This is a genomic window from Psychromicrobium xiongbiense, assembly GCF_030271165.1.
In the GTDB taxonomy this organism is placed as follows: domain Bacteria; phylum Actinomycetota; class Actinomycetes; order Actinomycetales; family Micrococcaceae; genus Renibacterium; species Renibacterium xiongbiense.
This window is the reverse complement of sequence record NZ_JASSZH010000038.1, coordinates 15,669-33,747: the sequence shown is the minus strand read 5'-3', so window position 1 is coordinate 33,747 and position 18,079 is coordinate 15,669. Positions and strand designations below refer to the sequence as shown.

Genomic DNA, 18,079 nt, shown 5'->3' with positions numbered 1-18,079 from the left:
TCGGGGCATGATGTAATGTTTTATCTCGGCCCGCAAGGGTCGGGGGCGTATAGCTCAGGCGGTTAGAGCGCTTCGCTGATAACGAAGAGGTCCCAGGTTCAAGTCCTGGTACGCCCACTGAACCACTCGCCGAGGGAGGTCACCATGAAGAAAGTGATCATTCTGGCTGTGGTTCTGGCTGGAGTCGTCGTACTCCGCAAAAAGTGGCTGGATTCCAACCAGCGCAAAGAAATATGGGCTCAGGCCACGGATCACGTGGACTGAGTATCCTCCTCGGGGGTATGGCGCAATTGGTAGCGCACCTGCTTTGCAAGCAGGGGGTTAGGGGTTCGAGTCCCCTTACCTCCACCGATCAAGGGGTTCCTGGATATCCAGGAACCCCTTGTTGTGTCCTGGGCCGGTATGCGACAGCCAACCTTGCCGACCACCCTGGCCCGAGAACTGAGGCATGTGATGCTAGGACTCCTGCAGTGACCACGGTGCAGTCATGAACGCCTTCCTTGCTGCGATCGCCGTTCTGGGTGTCGCTGCGTCCGGGCCCATCATGGCAGCCACCGCAGCTCCGGCGCTGGCCATCGCTTTCTGGCGCAATGCGCTGGGTGCGGTCCTGATGGGAGTTCCTGCCGTAGTGAGGGAGCGTCAGGGGTTCCGTCAGCTGAACCGCAGGGAGACGCTCTGGTGCCTGGTGGCTGGCGGGGTTCTGGCCCTGCACTTCGCCTGTTTCATCACCGCCCTGCAACTGACCTCTGTCGCCGGGGCCACCGCCCTGGTCTGTCTGCAGTCCGCCTGGATTGTGCTCTTCCACCTCATGCGCGGTCAGAAGCAGGCGCCGGCGATCTTCCTGGGCCTGCTGTTGGCGGTAGCCGGCGTCCTGGTCATTACCGGCCTGGACCTGGGAGGCTCCTCCAAGGCGCTTCTGGGCGACCTGTTAGGGGTGGCCGGTGGTGTGTTTGCTGCGGCTTACACCCTCGCGGGAGCCAGAGCCCGGTCCACCCTGAGCACCGGGGTGTACACGACGCTGTGCTACGGCGCCTGCGCGCTGTTTCTGGTGATTTTTGCCCTGTGTTTCCGGGTATCGCTGGTGGACTTCCCGCCCGTGGCCTGGATCGGGATCCTGGCCGTGACGGTGGTGGCACAGATACTGGGTCACTCCGTCTTCAACTACCTGCTGGCCAGCCTGGGAGCCCTTGTGGTGTCGATGCTGATCCTGCTGGAAATCCCGGGGGCCGCACTGCTGGCCGCGTTGTTCCTCGGTGAACGGCTACCAGCCGGAACCTACGTGGGGCTGGTGTTGATCGTGGCCGGGCTGGCCGTCGTCATTCGTCAGCAGAGCAGGACGCCGAAAGTCTGAGGCGTTGGACGCTCAGCGTCGCCAGAGACGCCGACTGTGCTGGCTGACGCTGGAGGTGTGCATGGCGCGCAGAATCTTGGCCGGGAAGTACACAGAGAAGAAGACCACCATCGGGGCCTTCAACGCCAGGTTATTGACGTTGTGCGCCTTATAGGTGCGTTCAAACCGGGTCACGTAATAGCGGTAGTCTCTGGGGGAATCCTCCAGGCGGCGGGCGGACATACCGCTGACCATGGCGGGAACGTACTGCACGCGAAGATCATGGGCCGCCAGGTGCAGGGACAGATCGATGTCCTCATGCATCTCATCCTTTTCATCCCGGCAGGCCTCGCCGCGGATCTGCTCCCAGGCGCTGCGCCGCAGCGCCATATTGGAGCCGAAGAGAAAGTGGTACTGCCGTTTGGCAAGTTTGAGCATGAACTGACGCATCTTGTCATCTGCTTTGAGCCCAAAGCGCCGCATCGGCATGTCGTAGTAGACCACGGGGCCAGTCGCAGCAGACACCGACGAGTCCTGGAAGGCCTGCTGAACGTGCTCCACCCAGTCCGGCTCCACCACGGAATCGGCATCAATTCTGCCCAGGACGTCGGAACTGGCGTGATCCAGACCAAAATTGCGGGTCGGAATGAGGCCCTGTTCCTCGTTCTGATGCAACAGCCTGAGGGGGCTTTCCGGGTACTCGCGCTGCATCTGCTCCACGATGGCGCAAGTGGAGTCGGTGGAGCGGTTGTCCACCACAATGATTTCGTCCGCCGGAACAGACTGGTAAATCGCGGCGATCAGGCACTGCCGGATCACGCTTTCCTCGTTGTACGCCGGAATGACGATCGCCACCGTGGGGTGACTACGGGACGGACCAGAACGGGACTGGCCGGGGCCATGCGTCGGGTGGCCAAAAGCGGCTAGGTCAGGCATCAGGACAAACTTAGCATCTGGGTCTGCGACAGGGGGGACATCACCCCTGCCGCAGACCCAGATTTGGAGTGGAAGGTTAGTTACAGAAGGCGCGTCAGCTCTGGTGGTCCGTTGCAGGCGGATTGTCCGGAGCCGACTGCTTCGCGAGATCTGAGGGCTTGATGGATGGAGCGGTGCCAGGAGCCTTCGGTTTGGCCGGTGTTGACGGAGCGACGGAGTCTTCCCCGGAGGTAGCACTCGTCTCCCCAGCAGCATCGGTGTCCGAAGAATCAGGGCTGGAAGCGTGCTTGGGGGCCTGAGGTGCTGCCGGAACGGGCGGCGGCGTACTCTCAGCGTCCGCAGCGGAAGCCGCCTCCGGCGTGGTGTCGGTGGTCGGAGCGGCGGTCTTCTCTGCCTTGGGAACAAGTCGCTGCGTGGTCTTCTCCGCAGGCTCGTCACCAGCTGGCGATGACGGCGCGGAAGCAGCCGGCTCTTTCACCGGAACGGGAGTCTTCCACGGGTCTTCGAGGGGTCGCGAGGCGCGCCACACGGCGACGCCAGCGGCCACAGCCGCACTGATCACGCCCACCACCAGCCAGCCTTTGGCGCCGGACTTCTTACCGGCCTGCGTAGCCGCGGCGGCGGCCTCTGCCTGGGCGGCTTTGGCAGCCCGTGCAGCAGCCTTGCCCGCCTTCCGGCCCAGCTTCTTGCCTTCCTCGAGCAGCGGTGCGGTTGCTGCAGAGACGGTGGAGGCCGACTCTGCAACGGATTCAGCGACGCTGTGACCGACGGAGTGCAGTGTTGAGGCGGCTGCAGCACCGGCCTCCTGGGCTTTGCTGACGGCACCGGCGGTCGCATCGTGCAAAGCCGGGCCGGCAGCCTCCACAGCGGCACCGGCATTCTCAGCCGCCGTGTCCAGAGCCTTGCCGACGATGACGGCCGCCTCGCCGAGCCTGTCGGAAAGAAGCGGCAGGTACTCGGTCACCACGCGGTCTTTGGCAGACTGCAGAGCGGGAGTCGCCTTCTCGAGGGCTTCGGCCAGTCTGGGGGCGGCATCGTCCACGGCGTCGGAGAGCCTGGGGCCGAACTTCTCCAGACCTTCCTGGATCTTCGGCGTCACCGTGGCCACGCCTTCTGAGGTGAACTGAGCCGCCTTGCGCAAACCCTCCTGGACCTTGGGGGAAGCGGTCTCGATGCTGCGCTCGGCCCATTGGCGAACAGCCTCCACCTGAGGTCCAGCCCAGTCTTTGGCTGCGTCGACCGCTTTTGTGAGGTTCTCGGGACTATCCGTCAGGGCGTCACCGAGTTCTTTGCTGAGTTGTTCTACCTTTTTCACCGTTGCCTCCAGATCAGTCTCCGTGGTCCCCACGTCCGTGATGCAGGGGGGTCCTTTCGGCCCTCATTCTCCCTAGCCTACGTCCAGCGGCAAGGGCCGGGCGAGTCTTCGCCGTCAGGTGAATCCGTCTGAAGGACGATCCCCGTGCAGTGACGACCATGAAACAATCGGACCATGACTGCAATAGCGACTGCACGAGCAACCCTGCACACCAATCACGGCGACATCCGGGTGAACCTGTTTGGTCACCATGCGCCCAAGACTGTGGCCAACTTCGTCGGCCTGGCCACAGGAGAGAAGGAGTGGACCAACCCGGCTACGGGTGAGAAGAGCACGGACCCGCTGTATAGCGGAACGATTTTCCACCGGATCATCCGTCAGTTCATGATCCAGGGCGGCGATCCTCTGGGCCGCGGTGTGGGTGGCCCGGGCTACCAGTTCGATGACGAGATCAGCCCCGAGCTGGACTTCACCGAGCCTTACAAGCTGGCGATGGCGAACGCCGGGATCCAGGGTGGCCGCGGGACCAACGGTTCACAATTCTTCATCACCACTGTTCCCACCACCTGGCTCCAGGGCAAGCACTCGATCTTCGGCGAGGTTGCCGACGAGGAGTCCAAGGCCGTGGTGGACGCCATTGAAGGTGTTCCCACCGCACGTGGAGACAAGCCCGTCGATGACGTGGTGATTGAATCCATCACCGTCGAACAGCTCTAAACACACGGTGAGCTTCGGAACCTCCGCATCCGGGGGCGTGGGCGGGGAAGTACCTGTCTGCCCACGCCACCCGGATCGGGTTTCCTATGTGCGGTGCCAGCGATGTGGGCGTCCGGCCTGTACTCAGTGCCAGCGTCCCGCCGCCGTGGGCATCCAGTGCGTGGACTGCGTCCGGCAGGCGAACCGGACCGCACCGCAGAAACGCACACTGGTCGGTTCGATCGCTCGTGGCGGAAGCCCTGTGGTTACCTACACGCTGATCGCGATCTGCGTGATCATCTATGCCGCCGAGTGGATTCCGAAGCTCGATGTCGCCGGCGTCCTGCTGTATGCGCCGGTCACCACCGAAACCCAGCCGTGGCGCATGCTCACCTCGGTGTTTGTGCACTCGCAGGATTTCATTCCGCATCTCTTCCTGAACATGTACGCCCTGTATGTTCTGGGGCGAGCGCTGGAGCCGGTCTTTGGCAGATTGCGGTTCCTGACTATTTTCCTGGTCTCCGGCCTGGCCGGTTCAGTCGCAGTGCTCCTTCTCGCCGCCCCCGGGCAGGCGGTCGTAGGTGCCTCGGGTGCCATTTTCGGCCTCTTCGGTGCGCTCTTTGTTCTTCAGCTCAAACGGCGCAGCGATATCCGCCAGGTGGTGATCCTACTGGTGATCAATGGTGCAATCGCTTTTCTGCCCGGGGCGCAGATCGCCTGGCAGGCCCATGTGGGTGGGCTGATCGGCGGGGCACTCGTCACGGCAGGCATGATCTATGCCAAGCCAGGAGCTTCACAGAAGCTGCTCCAGGCGGCCTCCGTGATCGGCGTGCTGGTGCTGTTGCTGGCGCTGACCCTGTGGAAGATTCCCGCTCTGCATGCGATTTCTCTGCAGTACGTCTTCTGAATAACACCCCTGGAACGACGGGTTCCACGGTCTTTTCCACCCGAGTTATCCACAGACTTGTGCACAGTTGGGTATAACTTACACGCGTGTAAGTTCCTCGAGAATGACAGAAAATCTGAAAGTCTATACGATGGCTTATACCGAGCCTTCCTGTCAGATTCAGAGGACCTTCCGCCATGGCCAGACCGATCAGAGTCCGTTTCCTCCTGGGTGCCGGGCTCGTCCTGTCTCTGATGCTCAGTGCCTGCTCACCGGTCATTCCAGCGCCAGCTCCGTCCTCTCCTGTTGTCAGTGGGGCTGCGTCATCGGCCGCTGCGTCATCGGCCGCTCCCTCCCCCGGAGCCAACGCCAGTGCTGGCCCCAGCCAGAGCCTGCCGGTGGCGGACGGTCCGGTACCCAGTACCCTCACGCCTCCTGGTGCCCGGCTCAAGTTGAGTGAGAAGGCCCTGGTTTTCGCCAATAGTGTGCTGCCAGCATCGGATTCCGGATACTTCGAAGCCACATTGTCGATGACGGTCTCCAGAATTGTGGCTGGCAATCCAGCCGATCTGCTGGTGCTGAAGAATTCCGCGCGGTATAGCGGTCAGACGCCCTACTACGTCTATGTGAACATGCAGATCATCAGCACCAAGGGCGACAATCTGGGGCTTCTGGATACCGCGGCGGTTTCTGGTCTTCTGGCTGACGGATCGGTCGCTTCGCAGCTCGATTGGGGTGATGAGCTGCCAACCTGTCCCTACAAGGCCTTTCCGACGGTCCCGGAGGGTAACAGCTACACACATGCAGTCGGTGCAGAGTCTGTGGTCTGTACCGTCTTTCTGGCCCCTGCGGGAGATGCCCTCACTGGTGCCACCTACAAGGACGATCTGCACAACTATCCGAACCTTGAGGATAACCGGTACCTTCACAGCCCCATCTCCTGGGGTTGAACCCCGGGCGCTGTCAATCCCCAAGGGTAATCCCCGAGGATAGGATGAAGATATGTCATACACAGTTAAGGTATGACTTTCTTCTAAAAAATCTATACGATGGCTTTTGACTCGCGCGCATTCGTATCTTTTGAGGAGACCGCCATCATGCATCACGCCATCAAAGGCGCTGTCGCGATCGGCGCAGGACTCGTTCTGGCCCTGGGCATCAGTGCCTGCACGCCGGTGAATCCTGTAGCAGATCCAAGCCCTTCCAGCAGCCAGGCCAGCCCCACCAGCTCGTCCACCCAGTCGAGCTCCGCTGTCAGCACGTCATCTTCCACCGGCGCTCAGACGGGTGGTGCGGCTGCGCCCACAGATGTGACAGCACCCGGATCCAAGCTCAAGTTTGGTCAGAAGGCCACCATTTCTGCCACCAGCAGCAAGGACCCTTCGGACCCTAAGTACTTTTCAGCAACGCTGTCGATGACGGTGACCAAGGTGGTGGCCGGTAGCCCTGACGATCTCAAGGCACTGAAGGACTCCGCCAAATATGCCGGGCAGACGCCGTACTACGTGTTCGTTGACCTTGAGGTGCTCACGGTGAGCGGGATTTCGCTGGGGATGAGCAGCAGCCCGAGCATCGATGCGACGCTCAAGGACGGTTCATCGGCTACCAAGCTCATCGTGTTTGGCACGATGGGAACGTGTGATTCGACCAGCTTCAAGACCAGCGGCAAGGGTGACGCGCTGACGATCCCCGCAGGAGCCAAGGCAACTGCCTGCAGTGTCTTCCTGGCACCGGGTGGCGATGCCGTCACTGGGGTGACCTATCAGGATTCCATGCATTCCTATGCCAAGTACTCGGACAATAAGTACACCAAGAACCCTCTCTCCTGGAGCTAGTAGCTCTGGCAGGGGAAGGCCCCGCCATCGTCATATTTTTCTGACCATGGCGGGGCCTTTCTGTGTTTCCCGGAATTTCTCCAGCTGACGCCGGGAACTTGGTGCCAACCGTGGCTCAGAAGTCCGCGATCACCAGCTTCTTCATGGCCATCATGTGTTGGAAGGCATCAGGGCGTTCCATGAGCTCGTCCATGTTTGCGGGCACCACCTGCCAGCTCACGCCGAAGGGGTCCACCAGCCAGCCGCATTGCTCGGCCTCCGGTACCGTGCTCAGCGCCTCCCAGAGGTGGTCGATCTCGTCCTGGCTGCCGCAGTCGATCTGCAGCGAGAGCCCCGGCGTGAAGGTGAAGTCCTGGGCAACGCGGGAGTCCATCGCGGCGAAGGCCTGCCCCGCCAGGAAAAAGTCGGCGAACATCACGGATCCGGCGGCCCCCGTCCCGTCCGTTTCGAGGTCGTCCACAGCGGGCCCGCCGACGGCCGGATACTCGACGATGCGTCCGAGGGCTGAGTCAGGAATCAGGCCAGTGTAGAGGTCGATCGCCTCGCGAGCGCTGTTTTGCACCGGACCGCCAAACACCAGCACGGGGATGATGGCCGGTGCGGGTACACCGGTGGGGGCGGTCAGCATGAGCTGCCAGCTCACCCCGTAGCGGTCCTCGACCCAGCCGTACAGTGGGCTCTGTGGATACTCGCCGAGTGCCATGAGTGCAGTCCCACCCTCGGCAAGCAGGGTCCAGGTCTGGTGGATCCAGTCGCGGGCAGCAGCCTCGTCGCCGCCGAAGCGCAGCGGATCCGCATTCAGTAGGAACGAGATGGCTGGGTTCGGGCGGAATTCCGACCCGGCGTTGATCAGTGAGATCCGGTAGCCGTCAAGGTCGACCTCCACCGTGAGTGGCTCCCCGGCAAACTCGCGCTGGAAGTCCAGGAGGCCTTCGGTGGGATACCGGGCTGTCACCCGGGACGAGGCGCGGGGGAAGATTCCGGCGTAGAACGCGCCGGCCTCCTCCGCCGTCCGATTGCACCAGATGTTGGCCACGATGCGTTGAGTCATGTCATCCTCCTCGATGTCGGGTCGTCTCTTCCAGCCTGCTCGCTCCCTCCGCTCGACGCAAGGGGATCCAGCCGGGCGGCTTCAGCTGAGTCGGTCAGCCGGCCAGGAGGATCATCGCCACGCAGCTGACGAGCGTCGCCGCCACCAGGGCCAGCAGGGGCAGACGCCAATACCTGCCCGCCCCGGCGAGACCTCGCTAGTGAAGGGTTGGCCCTGGACGGTGCGGGGTCAGTGCCCGCCTGGTGATGATCAGTCGGAGTGGCGTGCAGATCAAAGAGCGCCACCGCGGGATCATGCGGATCAAGCCGCAGCCAGGCGCCGCTCCGGGGCACTGCTCCAGCCCGCTGCGCCCGCCGGGAACTGAGCCGAGGGGGCGGCGGCGCGCTGGCAGGCGTCCAGGCGTTCCTGCAGTTTCTGTTCTTCCCTGAGGGTGAAAGAGATGAACAGAATGTTCATCAAAAGGTAAAGGACCGGCCCGACGGCGACGCCGATCACGCTCACCATGCCGACACGGTGGTTGGCCATCGACACGCTGACCGCCACCGGTCCGCCCAGCACGATGCCGAGCGGTACGAACTTCCAGGTCATGATCTTGCGGAAATACGTGCCCTGGCTCTCGGGGAGGGTCAGCATTCCGGTAGTGTATCCAATCGATGGACCTTCCAGGCAGGGTCGAGGGGTGCAGATGGAAAGCAGCGACGCGATTGACCTGATCGCCAGCGAGGTCCAGCGAGGCGAGGACAGCAACGAGCATCTTGTCAGGGAAGTGATGACCACCGTCCTGGCAGTACCCACACCGATCGATCCAGGCCAGGGTTCCTTTCAGCCGGTACTGGTGGACGTTGAGGGTGTGACCCATATGGTCGTGGCCACCTCGACGGCCGGTCTGGACAAGAGTTCCGCGGTGGGAACGTTTGCCGTGACCCTTTTCGCAGCCGATGTCATCCGCAGACTGGACGCAGCCGTGGGCCTGTGGGTGGACACCGCCTCCACGTCGTCTACTCTGTCGCCGAGGCTGCTCAGCGAATTGCGCGCAGAACACTGAGCCACCAGCCGATGGGGCCGGCATCGTCCATCAACCGAAAGAGAGCTGCCATGTCGAGTACCACCCCTGAATTCATCCGTGACTCCGGTGCGTGCGTGGTGTCGCTGAACATCATGAAGGGAGTCGCGCCCCTGCGCTGGTTGGTGCGCGAGCCCTCAATCAATCCCTCCGACAACGGGTGGCGGTTTTTCTCAGCGATCGATGACGAAGCGTATCTGGACGATCCGCGGAACCTTTCGGTGGTCAGCTTCAACGAGGTGGCCGCGATCGAACCGGCAATCATCGGGGTGTACCTGCACCCCGTGGGCAGTGACTACGAGCTTGTCCGCACACCCGAGGGCGGAATGTTTTTCCGGGACAACCTCACCGGGGAGCCTCTGACGCCCGCTCCGGGCCGGTAATGGTCACCGACACTCAACGCCGTGTGCTTGATCATGTGCAGGCACATATCGGTCCACTCCGTTCAGTGCGCATCTGGCGCGATGAATCCGAAACGGTGGCGATTCCGGTGGGTGGGTTCCAGCCCACCCCAGGCCGTGTCTTCCCCCAGGTGTACCCGGGTAGCACGGCGTGTCATGCACTGCTCTGGTATCCCTTCATCTGGAATACGCCGTTTGAGGAACTGACATCGAGCGGGCGAAGTATCGAATGGCTGATGCCGATTCCGATCACCGATGCTGAGTTGGCGGCCGTCGCTGACGGTGGTCCCGGGACGGGTGGGTCTGGCACTGTGCGGCTGATCCCGCTTCTGGAGGCACAACGTCCGGATATCTGGGATCTGAACAGGACCTCGGTGATCTAGATGACGTTTACGACCACAACAGCAGGAGAATCATGAAAGTCCAGGATGCCTTCCACTCACCGGAGGGCCGGTACTCGCTGGGAACAGTCGAGGAGACCGGTCAGCCCTTTCTCTCCATTCCCGTCACCATCGGCGTCGCCGACTACGAGGAGTACTACGCGCTCAGCGACGATGAGTACCGGCTCCTGCTCGCGGATCCGCGCGAGGCAGCGGCCTTCGCAGAAGCCTGCCGTGATCGAACGCAGGATGAGCGGCTGATTCAGAAACCCGGATGGAACCGCGGAATCCCGATGTAGCGGGCCGCCGGCGGCATGCCCTCGAGTGAGACGGAGAGTGAGCCGGACAGCGAATCGTAGGGTAGCCACACCTTCCCAATGCGAGCCTATCCTTGCTGGTCAGTGGCACCTTTCAGTGCTTGCATAGGGGTATGAGTGAGCTGACTACGTCGACCGAAGAATCCGGAGTTACTGGTCAACACGATAACGAGCCACATCGCGAAGGCATCGCCCAACGACTCAACTGGTTGCGCGCGGGGGTGTTGGGCGCCAATGACGGCATCGTCTCCGTGGCGGCGGTCGTGGTGGGTGTTGCTGGCGCGACTACCGATAACGCACCGCTGCTCATCGCCGGATCGGCCGCACTGATCGGCGGCGCCGTATCCATGGCGCTGGGCGAGTATGTGTCGGTGAGCAGCCAGCGCGACAGCGAGCACGCCCTGATCGCGAAGGAACGACAGGAACTTGAAGACGATCCTGAAGGTGAGCTGGAGGAACTCGCCGGTCTCTACGAGGCCAAGGGGCTGAGCCCTGCAACAGCCCGCCAGGTCGCCATCGAGCTGACCGAAAAGGATGCTCTGGCCGCTCACCTGGCGGTGGAGCTGGATATCAATCCGGATGACATCGCGAACCCCTGGCATGCCGCCTTTGCCTCTGCCGTGGCCTTCCTGACCGGCGGAATTCTGCCCTTCCTTGCCGTCCTGCTGGTTCCGGTGCCCTGGAAGGTTCCGGTCACCATCCTCGCGGTGCTGGCCGCCCTGGCGCTGACCGGTGCGATAGGTGCCAGGATCGGACGCAGCCCGGCACCGCGGGCCACCCTGCGAGTGGTGGTCGGTGGGGCTCTGGCGCTCGCCGCCACCTACGGCATCGGCCTGTTGCTGGGCACCAGTGGGGTAGCCTAGCTTCGGTGCCGGACTCAGGTCAGATCAGAGGACGACGGCGTGTCCCACCACATGGAGCCCCAGCTCGGTGCCGGATTTCACGCCGGTGGATCCCCAGAGCCGCATGGTGATGACATCCCCCGCAGCTCTCGGGACGGTGGACGTCGGGGTCGCAGACGCGCGACTGCCCTCCAGGGGTGTTGCGGGCTGAAGCTGCAGGTGGATGGTGGTTTCCGGGCCGAAGTATTCGCTGTCCAGCACGATGCCGCGCACCGGCGAACTGTCCTGAATGCGGATCTGTTCCGGCCGGAGCATGATGGTGACCCGGCCCTGGGGTAGCTCCCGTTCCCCGCGGGGCAGGGCACGCGGGCTGACCGGTACCTCGCCCAAGGCGCAATGCGCCACTCCGTCGATCAGATCGGCTTCCAGAAAAATCGCCTCACCCAGGAATTCGGCGGTGCCGCGGTCGGCCGGCCGGTTGTACACCACGAAGGGGCTTCCCACCTGGCGCAGGGTGCCCTCGCCGAAGACCGCCACCTGATCTGCAAAAGACAGCGCTTCGGCCTGATCATGAGTGACTAGCACCGTGGTCATCCCAGCCTCCGCCAGGATCTGCGCCACTGCGCGTCGGGTGGCCAGGCGGAGGCCGGCATCGAGCGCACTGAACGGCTCATCCAGCAACATCAGTTCCGGTTCGCGGGCCAGTGCTCGGGCCAGCGCCACACGTTGCTGCTGACCACCGGAGAGCTGATGGGGACGGCGCTTGGCATAGTCGGGGTTGAGTGAGACGGTCTCCAGCAGCTCGGCCACCCGGTCCGCAGTAACCTTCTGCCCGCCCGGCAGGCCGAACGCCACATTCTGACCCACGCTCAGGTGCGGGAACAGAGATCCTTCCTGGGACACGTAGCCCACCGGCCGCTGATGTGCCGGCTGGTGCTTCCCTGGAGCACAGAGCTCCTGGCCGGAGAGCAGGATGCGCCCGGCATCGGGGCGCTCGAATCCGGCAATCATCCGCAGCAGGGTCGTCTTGCCGGAGCCAGAGGGGCCGATGATCGCCGTCGTGGTCCCCCGATGCACGGTGAGCGAGATATCGTCCACGACCCGGCGGTCGCCGTAGCTTTTGACGAGCCCCTCAAGGACCAGATGGTCGCCAGCGCCGCGGTTCTGGTCTGTCTGGGCGGACGGGTTCATTGGCCGGCCACTTTCTTGGATTGAACAAAGAGCAGATAGGTCACCGGTGCCGAAAGCAGCACCATCAAAAGAGCATAGGGAGCCGCTCCGGCATAGTCGATTTCACTGCTGAGTGACCAGAACTCGCTGGCCAGGGTGCGTGTGCCATTCGGGGCCAGTAGCAGGGTGGCGGTGAGCTCGTTGACCACACCCAGAAAGACCAGAGCCGCGGCACTGGCAACGGCCGGCGCGCTCAACCGGGCGGTGACCAGCCAGAACGCCGCAAAGGGGCGTCGGCCCAGGCTTTGAGCGGCTTCCTCCAGTTGAGGCGGCGCCTGGGCCAGGCCGGTGCGAACCGTCACCAGCGCTCGCGGAATGAACAGCAACAGGTAGCCGACCAGCAGCACGGAGGACGTCTGGTAGAGCCCTGGGACCGCGCGGATGGTGACTGCGACCAAGGCCAGGGCCAGCACGATGCCGGGCATCGAGGAGGAAACGTAATTCAGCCCCTCGAGCAGCTTGCTGACCATCCCCGGACGACGGACCGATAGGTAGGACAGTGGCAGGCTGGCCAGCACGGTGACGACGGCGCCGGCCACCCCGTACCCCAGGGTGGTGCCGAGGGAATTGACCAGCTCCGGCCGCGCCCACACCTCAGCTCCGCCGGCGACGACCCAGCGCAGCACCTGCCAGAGCGGCAGGGCGAAGGCCGCGGTGGCCAGGGCGGCGAGCAGAAGCTGTGCCGGAAGTTGCCAGACACCCAGGGGTTCCCGGCTGGGAGCCGCCTGGGATCCCGTGCCCAGCCGGGCGTAGCGAGCCTTTCCGCGCAGGCCACCCTCGGCCAGCAGCAGCACCAGGCACAGAAGCACCAAAACCCCGGCCAGCATGGTCGCTGCCGAGGAGTTGAAGGTGGACTGGTATTGCTCGTAGATCGCTGTGGTGAAGGTGTCGAAGCGGATGAATGCGAAGGCACCGTATTCGGAGAGCAGATGCAGGCCGACCAGAAGACCTCCGCCGAGCAGCGACAGTTTGCACTGGGGCAGCACCACGGTGAAGAAGCGTCGCCACGGGCCATGGCCCAGAACGGCTGCCGTCTCCTCCAGGGCCGGGTCCATGCGGCTCAGCGCGGCCGCGACCGGCAGATAGACAAAGGGGTAGTAGGAGAGAGTGGCGACCAGGACGCCGGAGGACAGACCGGAGAGCGAGGGGATGGCGCTGACCCAGGCATAGCTGTTGACGAAGGCCGGGATGGCTAGCGGTGCTGCCAGCAGAACCGCCCACCAGCGCCGCCCGGCCAGGTGGCTTTTCTCCACCAGCCAGGCGCCCCCCGTCCCGATCATCAGGCACAGCGGCACGGTGATCAGAATTAACAACAGGGTGTTGCTGAGCAATTCACCGACCCGCGGGCGCAGCACCATCGCCACCGCGGTGTCCCAGCCGGTGCTCACCGTCCCGACCACCACGAAACCGAGTGGAAGGAGACTGAGGGCACTGACCAGGACGGCCAGGATGACGATGGCGATGCGCCCCGGATGGGCAAAGGCGGCTCTCATAGGGTTAGAGCAGGCCAGCCTTGGTCATCATGTCGGTCACTTTGGCGCTGTTGAGCGTCGCGGGATCGACCTTGGGGGCCTGCAGATCCGCCAGCGGAACGAGCTTGGGGTTCGCCGGAACGTCGGAGGCTACCGGGTATTCAAAGGAGGTTCCGGTCCGCAGGATGTCCTGGCCGGCCTTGCTGGTGATGAAGGCGAGGAACTGCTGTGCCTGGCTCTGGTTCTTGCTGGAAGCCAGAACACCACCGCCGGAGATGCTGACGAAGGCACCCGGATCCTGGTTCTTGAAGTACTTCAGGGTGACGTTCTTGCTGTTCTCGCCGGTCGCCGCCTGGTCACCGAAGTAGTAGTAGTGGTAGATGACCGCGGCGGGAATCTCACCGGCATTGACAGCTTTCATCGCCGTGCTGTTGCCCTTGTAGGCCTTGGCATTGGTCTTCATCGCGTTGAGCCAGTCCTGGGTGGCCTGTTCGCCCTTGAGCTGGAGCATGGCTGAGACGATGGCCTGGAAGTCTGCGCCGGAGGGCGATGCCGCCCAGCGATCCTTCCACTCCGGCTTGGCCAGATCCATGATCGAGGCGGGCAGCTGGTCAGCGCTGAGCTTGCTGGGGTTGTAGGCGAAGACTGTGGCGCGGGCCGCAATGCCGGTCCACTTATTGGTGGACGGGCGGAAGGCAGCGGGCACCTGGCTCACCGTGGTGGCATCGAGCGGGGCAAACAGCCCAGCGTTTTCCACCTGCGCCATCGCCGGAGAGTTTTCGGTGAGGAAGACGTCCGCCGGGGAGTTCTTGCCTTCCTGGACGATCTGATTGCTTAGTTCGGTGTCGCCGCCGTTACGCAGGGTGACCTTGATGCCGGTCGCCTTGGTGAAGGCATTGGCCCATTCCGTGGTCAGCGCCTCATGCTGGGCGTTGTAGACCGTCAGGGTTCCCGGCTGGCCGGAGGACGAATCGCTGGGGGTGCTGGCACCGCAGGAGGTGAGGGCCAGAGCGCCGACCGCTACGGCCAGCAGAGTTCCGAGGGCTTTGCTTTTCAACAACACGAGAGTCCTTTTCTGGGAGCAATGGCCCTGAGGCTGTGAGGTACCCGAACGACCGGGCCGGTTACCACTGTAGGCCAGTTTCCATAAAAACGAAAAACGGATGTGTGCTAATTATTTCCACCGGGTAGCGCTTCTGCGAGGCAAGGATTACTCATCCACAGGGTTGGCTGTGGATGAACAAACGGCTTACAACGGTGTAGTTCCGCGGGATCCGGCGAGGAGAGCTCTCGCGTTATCCCCAGGGAGCGAGTTTCCCACAGAGTTATTCACATTGTGGATAACGTTCGCCACAGCCTGTGCACGTTCTGTGGGCTGAGGGTGGGCCGGGTGCTGTCTGGGGTGTGGCATGGGCTCACGGCGCCGGTGGATCGGCGGTTAAAAAACGAATCGAGTGTCGAGATAATGCTGGAAACCCGCGGGTTTCCAGCATTATCTCGACACTCGATGTCAGGGGGAGGGGCCCCTCGCCCCTCAGTGGGCTTAGCTGCGCCAGCGGGTGGTCATCAGGAAGCCGATGATCACGATGCCGAAGCCGATGGCGATGTTCCACGCACCCAGCGAAGGGACCGGCCAGCTGCCACCGGGGCTCATGGAGGTGATGTAGTAAACGATGATCCACAGCAGGCCCAGGATCATCAGGCCGAACATGACAGGCTTGAACCACACCGGGTTCGGTTTGATGGCCTTGCTGCTCTGCTGGCTGGTCTCGGCAGATCGGGTGCGTCGACGGGACTTCGACTCGGGCACGGGGTCTCCTCACGGGGCGGAGCATGGACGACGAGGGCCGCCGATGCGTACGTGGCGCGGCGGCTTGGTATCCTGCAAAGGGGCGTACCTTGACCGTGCACGGTGGTTTCTGGCAGTCAGTCTATCGCCCAACCACCTGTGGATCGAGCGGATCCACCCTGAAAGCGAGGAGGCGCGGTGTCCCAGCTACCGGACGATGCCGGAACATCGCGGCGTTCACGCCGGCGGCCTGACGCTCCAGCCGAGGCTGAAACGCGCGGGGGCCCTCGCCGGGCGGCACCTTCCGGCGGCCCGTTGCGGATGGTGGTGCAGGTGGTGGGCGAGCTCCTGATCACCGTAGGCGTGCTCCTGATGCTCTTTGTCAGCTGGGAACTGTGGTGGACCAATATTGAGGCCGATCACACGCAGGCGCAGGCCGTTCAGCAGTTTGCCCAGCAGATCACCGGACCCCTCACCCCCCAGGATCCGCAGCCTAAAGACTATGGTCCGCCGGTCGTGACGCCCGCCCCCACGCAGGACGGCGAAGTATTCGGCGTGGCCTACATCCCACGCTTCGGTGCGGACTACAGTCGTCCGCTGGTCCAGGGAACCGCCCAGCGTGAGTTAGACACTCTGGGCCTGGGGCATTACGACAGCACCGCGATGCCGGGGGCTGTGGGCAATTTTGCCGTCGCGGGGCACCGGCAGACCCACGGCGCAGTACTGGACAATATCCACACGCTTCAGCCGGGCGACAAGATCTACATTCAGACCAAAGACGGCTACTACACCTACGTCTTCCGCAATACCGAGATTGTGTTGCCCACACAGGTCAATGTGCTGCTGCCGGTACCCACCCAGGCCGGAGTCGCCCCGCAACAGTCGGTGCTCACCATGACCAGCTGCAACCCTCGGTTCGGCGTCGCGGAGCGCATCATTGCGTACTCGGTGCTGACCTCGTGGCAGCCCGCCAGCGCTGGTCCGCCCGCCGAGATCGCCGCCCAGGTCCAGGCTCTGGCCGGGAAGAAGTAGGAAGGAATAGCTATGTACGGTTGGCTCTTCCGGCATCTGCCCGGACCGCTCTGGCTGCGGATCATTGAGACGGTGATCCTCGTCCTCGTCGTTCTTGCCCTTCTGGTCACCTGGGTGTTCCCCTGGCTGTCCCAGTACAACCCCTTCTCCGACTCCACCATCGGTTCGCTGGGCAGTCCAGCCGCCGTCATCGACCGTCACTAGGATCACTCCATGAGCACCCGCATTCTCGTTATCGACAACTACGACAGCTTTGTCTACACCCTGGTCGGATACCTGCAGCAGCTCGGCGCGGAAACCACGGTGGTGCGCAACGATGACGTCACGTTGCAGGAGGCCATTGAACTGGCCGATGCCCGTGATGGAATCCTGCTCTCCCCTGGCCCCGGGAACCCCGCCGAGGCCGGGGTCTGCATTGAGCTGGTGCGTTGGGCAGCGGCCGCCCAGAAGCCGCTGTTCGGCGTCTGCCTGGGGCATCAGGCCATCGCGGAGGCCTTTGGCGGCGAGGTGCGCCACGCGCCGGAGCTGATGCACGGCAAGACCTCGCCGGTGTTCCACGACGGGGCGGCCATGTTCGACGGCGTTCCCTCCCCGTTCACGGCGACGCGGTACCACTCGCTCGCGGCGGTGCCGGAGACCATTCCGGAGCTGCTGGAGGTGACGGCGCGGACCGAGAGCGGTGTGGTGATGGCGCTGGCCCACCGGGCGGCCCCGATGGTCGGTGTGCAGTTCCACCCGGAGTCGGTGCTGACGGAGGGCGGCTACCGGATGCTGGGCAACTGGCTCGAGTCGCTGGGTCTGGCGGGTGCGCAAGAAGTTTCCAGCCATCTGAGCCCGCTGATCACGCACTAGATCGACGCCGGTGAGTGGTGGCTCTGGACTAGAGGATTCCATGACGCTGAGCTATGAGGACGCGGTGGTCCAGGCCCTTGACGCTCTCGCGGCTGCTTCGGCGCAGAAGGCTTTTCCTGCCCGGCTGAGCTCCTCGTTCCGCCGAGAGTTGGAGGCGGAGCTTCGTGCTGTGCGGTCTGGGCAGCTGTCGCCCCGATCAGTTGCAGTCTCCCTGACCCACCAGGTGGTCGATTCGGGGCATGCAGACGAGGGCTTCGAGCGCGCGCTCACGCGCATGTACGAGCTGCAGGGGAGCGCTCCGGGCACGCTGACGCTCCTTGCGCGCGTGACCGTGCGCCAATTGCGGGAGGCCGGTATCGGGACACTGGAAGCGGCGAGTTCCCTCGTCGCGCGGCACGGCGTGCTCGTTCCGACGGTGGAAGAGCATGGCACTAGCCGCCTGATCACGATCACCGTCCACGGTCGGCCGATGATCCCTGCGTTCTCCTCACGCGAACTGTTCGACGCATGGGTGAGTGAGAGCAAAGAAGCCGGGGTGATCGCCTCCGTGGTCCCGGCGACGGGCGTCGGCCAGCTGGCCCCGGGGGTGGACGTGGTGATCAACCCTCTCAATGAGCATATGGTTCTGAGGAACGCCTAGATGATTCCTGGC

23 protein-coding genes and 2 tRNA genes are annotated in these 18,079 nt (G+C 63.5%); 17 read left to right on the top strand and 8 right to left on the bottom strand.

Translation table 11 applies throughout. The features are described 5' to 3' along the window. The first annotated feature begins 43 nt into the window (after positions 1–43). The 4 genes from QQM37_RS12640 (at position 44) to QQM37_RS12625 (ending at position 1,351) form a co-directional block, all read left to right on the top strand. Positions 44–117: transfer RNA gene (locus QQM37_RS12640), tRNA-Ile, on the top strand. Positions 118–144: 27 nt separating this feature from the next. Beyond that, complete coding sequence (locus QQM37_RS12635; RefSeq protein ID WP_285727970.1) at positions 145–264, top strand: DLW-39 family protein; 120 nt, start codon at positions 145–147, stop codon at positions 262–264. Positions 265–275: 11 nt separating this feature from the next. Further along, a tRNA-Ala gene (locus QQM37_RS12630) sits at positions 276–348 on the top strand. Between the two features lie 139 nt (positions 349–487). Then, positions 488–1,351, top strand: a complete 864-nt coding sequence (locus QQM37_RS12625; RefSeq protein WP_285727969.1) for a DMT family transporter — start codon at positions 488–490, stop codon at positions 1,349–1,351. Positions 1,352–1,363: 12 nt separating this feature from the next. Here the strand turns inward: QQM37_RS12625 and QQM37_RS12620 are convergent, their stop codons facing one another. Both QQM37_RS12620 and QQM37_RS12615 read right to left on the bottom strand, forming a co-directional pair. Continuing rightward, the gene (locus QQM37_RS12620) at positions 1,364–2,266 is read right to left on the bottom strand and encodes a glycosyltransferase family 2 protein (RefSeq protein ID WP_285727968.1); all 903 of its coding nucleotides are present in this window, start codon (positions 2,264–2,266) and stop codon (positions 1,364–1,366) included. 94 nt (positions 2,267–2,360) lie between these two features. Beyond that, a complete protein-coding gene (locus tag QQM37_RS12615; protein WP_285727967.1) occupies positions 2,361–3,581 on the bottom strand; it encodes a hypothetical protein in 1,221 nt (406 codons plus the stop codon). A 174-nt stretch (positions 3,582–3,755) separates the two neighbouring features. On the opposite strand from QQM37_RS12615, the gene QQM37_RS12610 reads away from it, so the two are divergent. From QQM37_RS12610 to QQM37_RS12595, 4 genes are all read left to right on the top strand, one after another. Next, positions 3,756–4,298, top strand: a complete 543-nt coding sequence (locus QQM37_RS12610; RefSeq protein ID WP_285727966.1) for a peptidylprolyl isomerase — start codon at positions 3,756–3,758, stop codon at positions 4,296–4,298. 241 nt (positions 4,299–4,539) lie between these two features. Next, the gene (locus QQM37_RS12605) at positions 4,540–5,184 is read left to right on the top strand and encodes a rhomboid family intramembrane serine protease (protein WP_337250251.1); all 645 of its coding nucleotides are present in this window, start codon (positions 4,540–4,542) and stop codon (positions 5,182–5,184) included. Between the two features lie 176 nt (positions 5,185–5,360). Continuing rightward, a complete protein-coding gene (locus QQM37_RS12600) occupies positions 5,361–6,113 on the top strand; it encodes a hypothetical protein (RefSeq protein ID WP_285727964.1) in 753 nt (250 codons plus the stop codon). A 99-nt stretch (positions 6,114–6,212) separates the two neighbouring features. Continuing rightward, on the top strand, positions 6,213–6,998 hold the full coding sequence (locus QQM37_RS12595) for a hypothetical protein (protein ID WP_285727963.1): 786 nt from the start codon (positions 6,213–6,215) through the stop codon (positions 6,996–6,998). 115 nt (positions 6,999–7,113) lie between these two features. Here the strand turns inward: QQM37_RS12595 and QQM37_RS12590 are convergent, their stop codons facing one another. Both QQM37_RS12590 and QQM37_RS12585 read right to left on the bottom strand, forming a co-directional pair. Next, positions 7,114–8,049, bottom strand: coding sequence for a VOC family protein (locus tag QQM37_RS12590; protein ID WP_285727962.1), 936 nt, complete (start codon positions 8,047–8,049; stop codon positions 7,114–7,116). A 300-nt stretch (positions 8,050–8,349) separates the two neighbouring features. Continuing rightward, the gene (locus QQM37_RS12585; RefSeq protein ID WP_285727961.1) at positions 8,350–8,682 is read right to left on the bottom strand and encodes a hypothetical protein; all 333 of its coding nucleotides are present in this window, start codon (positions 8,680–8,682) and stop codon (positions 8,350–8,352) included. Positions 8,683–8,734: 52 nt separating this feature from the next. Between QQM37_RS12585 and QQM37_RS12580 the strand changes: the two genes are divergently transcribed. The 5 genes from QQM37_RS12580 to QQM37_RS12560 all read left to right on the top strand — a co-directional run bounded on the left by QQM37_RS12580 (position 8,735) and on the right by QQM37_RS12560 (position 11,073). Next, entirely contained in the window at positions 8,735–9,094 is a 360-nt protein-coding gene (locus tag QQM37_RS12580) for a hypothetical protein (protein WP_285727960.1), read from the top strand. 50 nt (positions 9,095–9,144) lie between these two features. Further along, a complete protein-coding gene (locus QQM37_RS12575) occupies positions 9,145–9,495 on the top strand; it encodes a DUF2185 domain-containing protein (RefSeq protein ID WP_285727959.1) in 351 nt (116 codons plus the stop codon). A 65-nt stretch (positions 9,496–9,560) separates the two neighbouring features. After that, on the top strand, positions 9,561–9,896 hold the full coding sequence (locus QQM37_RS12570; protein ID WP_285727958.1) for a suppressor of fused domain protein: 336 nt from the start codon (positions 9,561–9,563) through the stop codon (positions 9,894–9,896). Positions 9,897–9,928: 32 nt separating this feature from the next. Next, positions 9,929–10,192 carry a hypothetical protein gene (locus QQM37_RS12565; protein WP_285727957.1) on the top strand — a complete coding sequence of 88 codons (264 nt, stop codon included), beginning with the start codon at positions 9,929–9,931 and terminating at the stop codon, positions 10,190–10,192. A gap of 131 nt (positions 10,193–10,323) precedes the next feature. Further along, positions 10,324–11,073 (top strand): VIT1/CCC1 transporter family protein, encoded by a 750-nt coding sequence (locus QQM37_RS12560; RefSeq protein WP_285727956.1) that lies wholly within the window; start codon positions 10,324–10,326, stop codon positions 11,071–11,073. A 24-nt stretch (positions 11,074–11,097) separates the two neighbouring features. On the opposite strand, the gene QQM37_RS12555 is transcribed toward QQM37_RS12560, so the two are convergent. From QQM37_RS12555 to QQM37_RS12540, 4 genes are all read right to left on the bottom strand, one after another. After that, positions 11,098–12,243, bottom strand: a complete 1,146-nt coding sequence (locus QQM37_RS12555; RefSeq protein ID WP_285727955.1) for an ABC transporter ATP-binding protein — start codon at positions 12,241–12,243, stop codon at positions 11,098–11,100. Beyond that, positions 12,240–13,775: an ABC transporter permease gene (locus QQM37_RS12550; protein WP_285727954.1), complete on the bottom strand. Its 1,536-nt coding sequence runs from the start codon at positions 13,773–13,775 to the stop codon at positions 12,240–12,242. Before QQM37_RS12550 ends, QQM37_RS12555 begins: the two co-directional genes overlap by 4 nt. Before the next feature lie 4 nt (positions 13,776–13,779). Beyond that, a complete protein-coding gene (locus QQM37_RS12545) occupies positions 13,780–14,817 on the bottom strand; it encodes an iron ABC transporter substrate-binding protein (protein ID WP_285727953.1) in 1,038 nt (345 codons plus the stop codon). Positions 14,818–15,297: 480 nt separating this feature from the next. After that, the gene (locus QQM37_RS12540; RefSeq protein WP_285727952.1) at positions 15,298–15,564 is read right to left on the bottom strand and encodes a cell division protein CrgA; all 267 of its coding nucleotides are present in this window, start codon (positions 15,562–15,564) and stop codon (positions 15,298–15,300) included. Between the two features lie 300 nt (positions 15,565–15,864). On the opposite strand from QQM37_RS12540, the gene QQM37_RS12535 reads away from it, so the two are divergent. The 4 genes from QQM37_RS12535 to QQM37_RS12520 are packed head-to-tail and all read left to right on the top strand — an operon-like array spanning position 15,865 to position 18,067. Beyond that, positions 15,865–16,575, top strand: a complete 711-nt coding sequence (locus QQM37_RS12535) for a class E sortase (protein ID WP_285728030.1) — start codon at positions 15,865–15,867, stop codon at positions 16,573–16,575. 12 nt (positions 16,576–16,587) lie between these two features. Beyond that, complete coding sequence (locus tag QQM37_RS12530; protein ID WP_285727951.1) at positions 16,588–16,779, top strand: hypothetical protein; 192 nt, start codon at positions 16,588–16,590, stop codon at positions 16,777–16,779. A gap of 9 nt (positions 16,780–16,788) precedes the next feature. Beyond that, positions 16,789–17,427 carry an aminodeoxychorismate/anthranilate synthase component II gene (locus QQM37_RS12525; protein WP_285727950.1) on the top strand — a complete coding sequence of 213 codons (639 nt, stop codon included), beginning with the start codon at positions 16,789–16,791 and terminating at the stop codon, positions 17,425–17,427. Between the two features lie 40 nt (positions 17,428–17,467). Next, the gene (locus tag QQM37_RS12520; protein ID WP_285727949.1) at positions 17,468–18,067 is read left to right on the top strand and encodes an SseB family protein; all 600 of its coding nucleotides are present in this window, start codon (positions 17,468–17,470) and stop codon (positions 18,065–18,067) included. Positions 18,068–18,079: the final 12 nt, after the last annotated feature.

Bases quoted from the DNA above. Each gene is read 5' to 3' on its own strand.
- QQM37_RS12635 (WP_285727970.1), top strand. From the start codon at position 145: ATGAAGAAAGTGATCATTCTGGCTGTGGTTCTGGCTGGAGTCGTCGTA.
- QQM37_RS12625 (WP_285727969.1), top strand. From the start codon at position 488: ATGAACGCCTTCCTTGCTGCGATCGCCGTTCTGGGTGTCGCTGCGTCC.
- QQM37_RS12620 (WP_285727968.1), bottom strand. From the start codon at position 2,266: ATGCCTGACCTAGCCGCTTTTGGCCACCCGACGCATGGCCCCGGCCAG.
- QQM37_RS12610 (WP_285727966.1), top strand. From the start codon at position 3,756: ATGACTGCAATAGCGACTGCACGAGCAACCCTGCACACCAATCACGGC.
- QQM37_RS12600 (WP_285727964.1), top strand. From the start codon at position 5,361: ATGGCCAGACCGATCAGAGTCCGTTTCCTCCTGGGTGCCGGGCTCGTC.
- QQM37_RS12595 (WP_285727963.1), top strand. From the start codon at position 6,213: ATGGCTTTTGACTCGCGCGCATTCGTATCTTTTGAGGAGACCGCCATC.
- QQM37_RS12590 (WP_285727962.1), bottom strand. From the start codon at position 8,049: ATGACTCAACGCATCGTGGCCAACATCTGGTGCAATCGGACGGCGGAG.
- QQM37_RS12585 (WP_285727961.1), bottom strand. From the start codon at position 8,682: ATGCTGACCCTCCCCGAGAGCCAGGGCACGTATTTCCGCAAGATCATG.
- QQM37_RS12580 (WP_285727960.1), top strand. From the start codon at position 8,735: ATGGAAAGCAGCGACGCGATTGACCTGATCGCCAGCGAGGTCCAGCGA.
- QQM37_RS12575 (WP_285727959.1), top strand. From the start codon at position 9,145: ATGTCGAGTACCACCCCTGAATTCATCCGTGACTCCGGTGCGTGCGTG.
- QQM37_RS12565 (WP_285727957.1), top strand. From the start codon at position 9,929: ATGAAAGTCCAGGATGCCTTCCACTCACCGGAGGGCCGGTACTCGCTG.
- QQM37_RS12560 (WP_285727956.1), top strand. From the start codon at position 10,324: ATGAGTGAGCTGACTACGTCGACCGAAGAATCCGGAGTTACTGGTCAA.
- QQM37_RS12555 (WP_285727955.1), bottom strand. From the start codon at position 12,243: ATGAACCCGTCCGCCCAGACAGACCAGAACCGCGGCGCTGGCGACCAT.
- QQM37_RS12550 (WP_285727954.1), bottom strand. From the start codon at position 13,775: ATGAGAGCCGCCTTTGCCCATCCGGGGCGCATCGCCATCGTCATCCTG.
- QQM37_RS12535 (WP_285728030.1), top strand. From the start codon at position 15,865: ATGGTGGTGCAGGTGGTGGGCGAGCTCCTGATCACCGTAGGCGTGCTC.
- QQM37_RS12530 (WP_285727951.1), top strand. From the start codon at position 16,588: ATGTACGGTTGGCTCTTCCGGCATCTGCCCGGACCGCTCTGGCTGCGG.
- QQM37_RS12525 (WP_285727950.1), top strand. From the start codon at position 16,789: ATGAGCACCCGCATTCTCGTTATCGACAACTACGACAGCTTTGTCTAC.
- QQM37_RS12520 (WP_285727949.1), top strand. From the start codon at position 17,468: ATGACGCTGAGCTATGAGGACGCGGTGGTCCAGGCCCTTGACGCTCTC.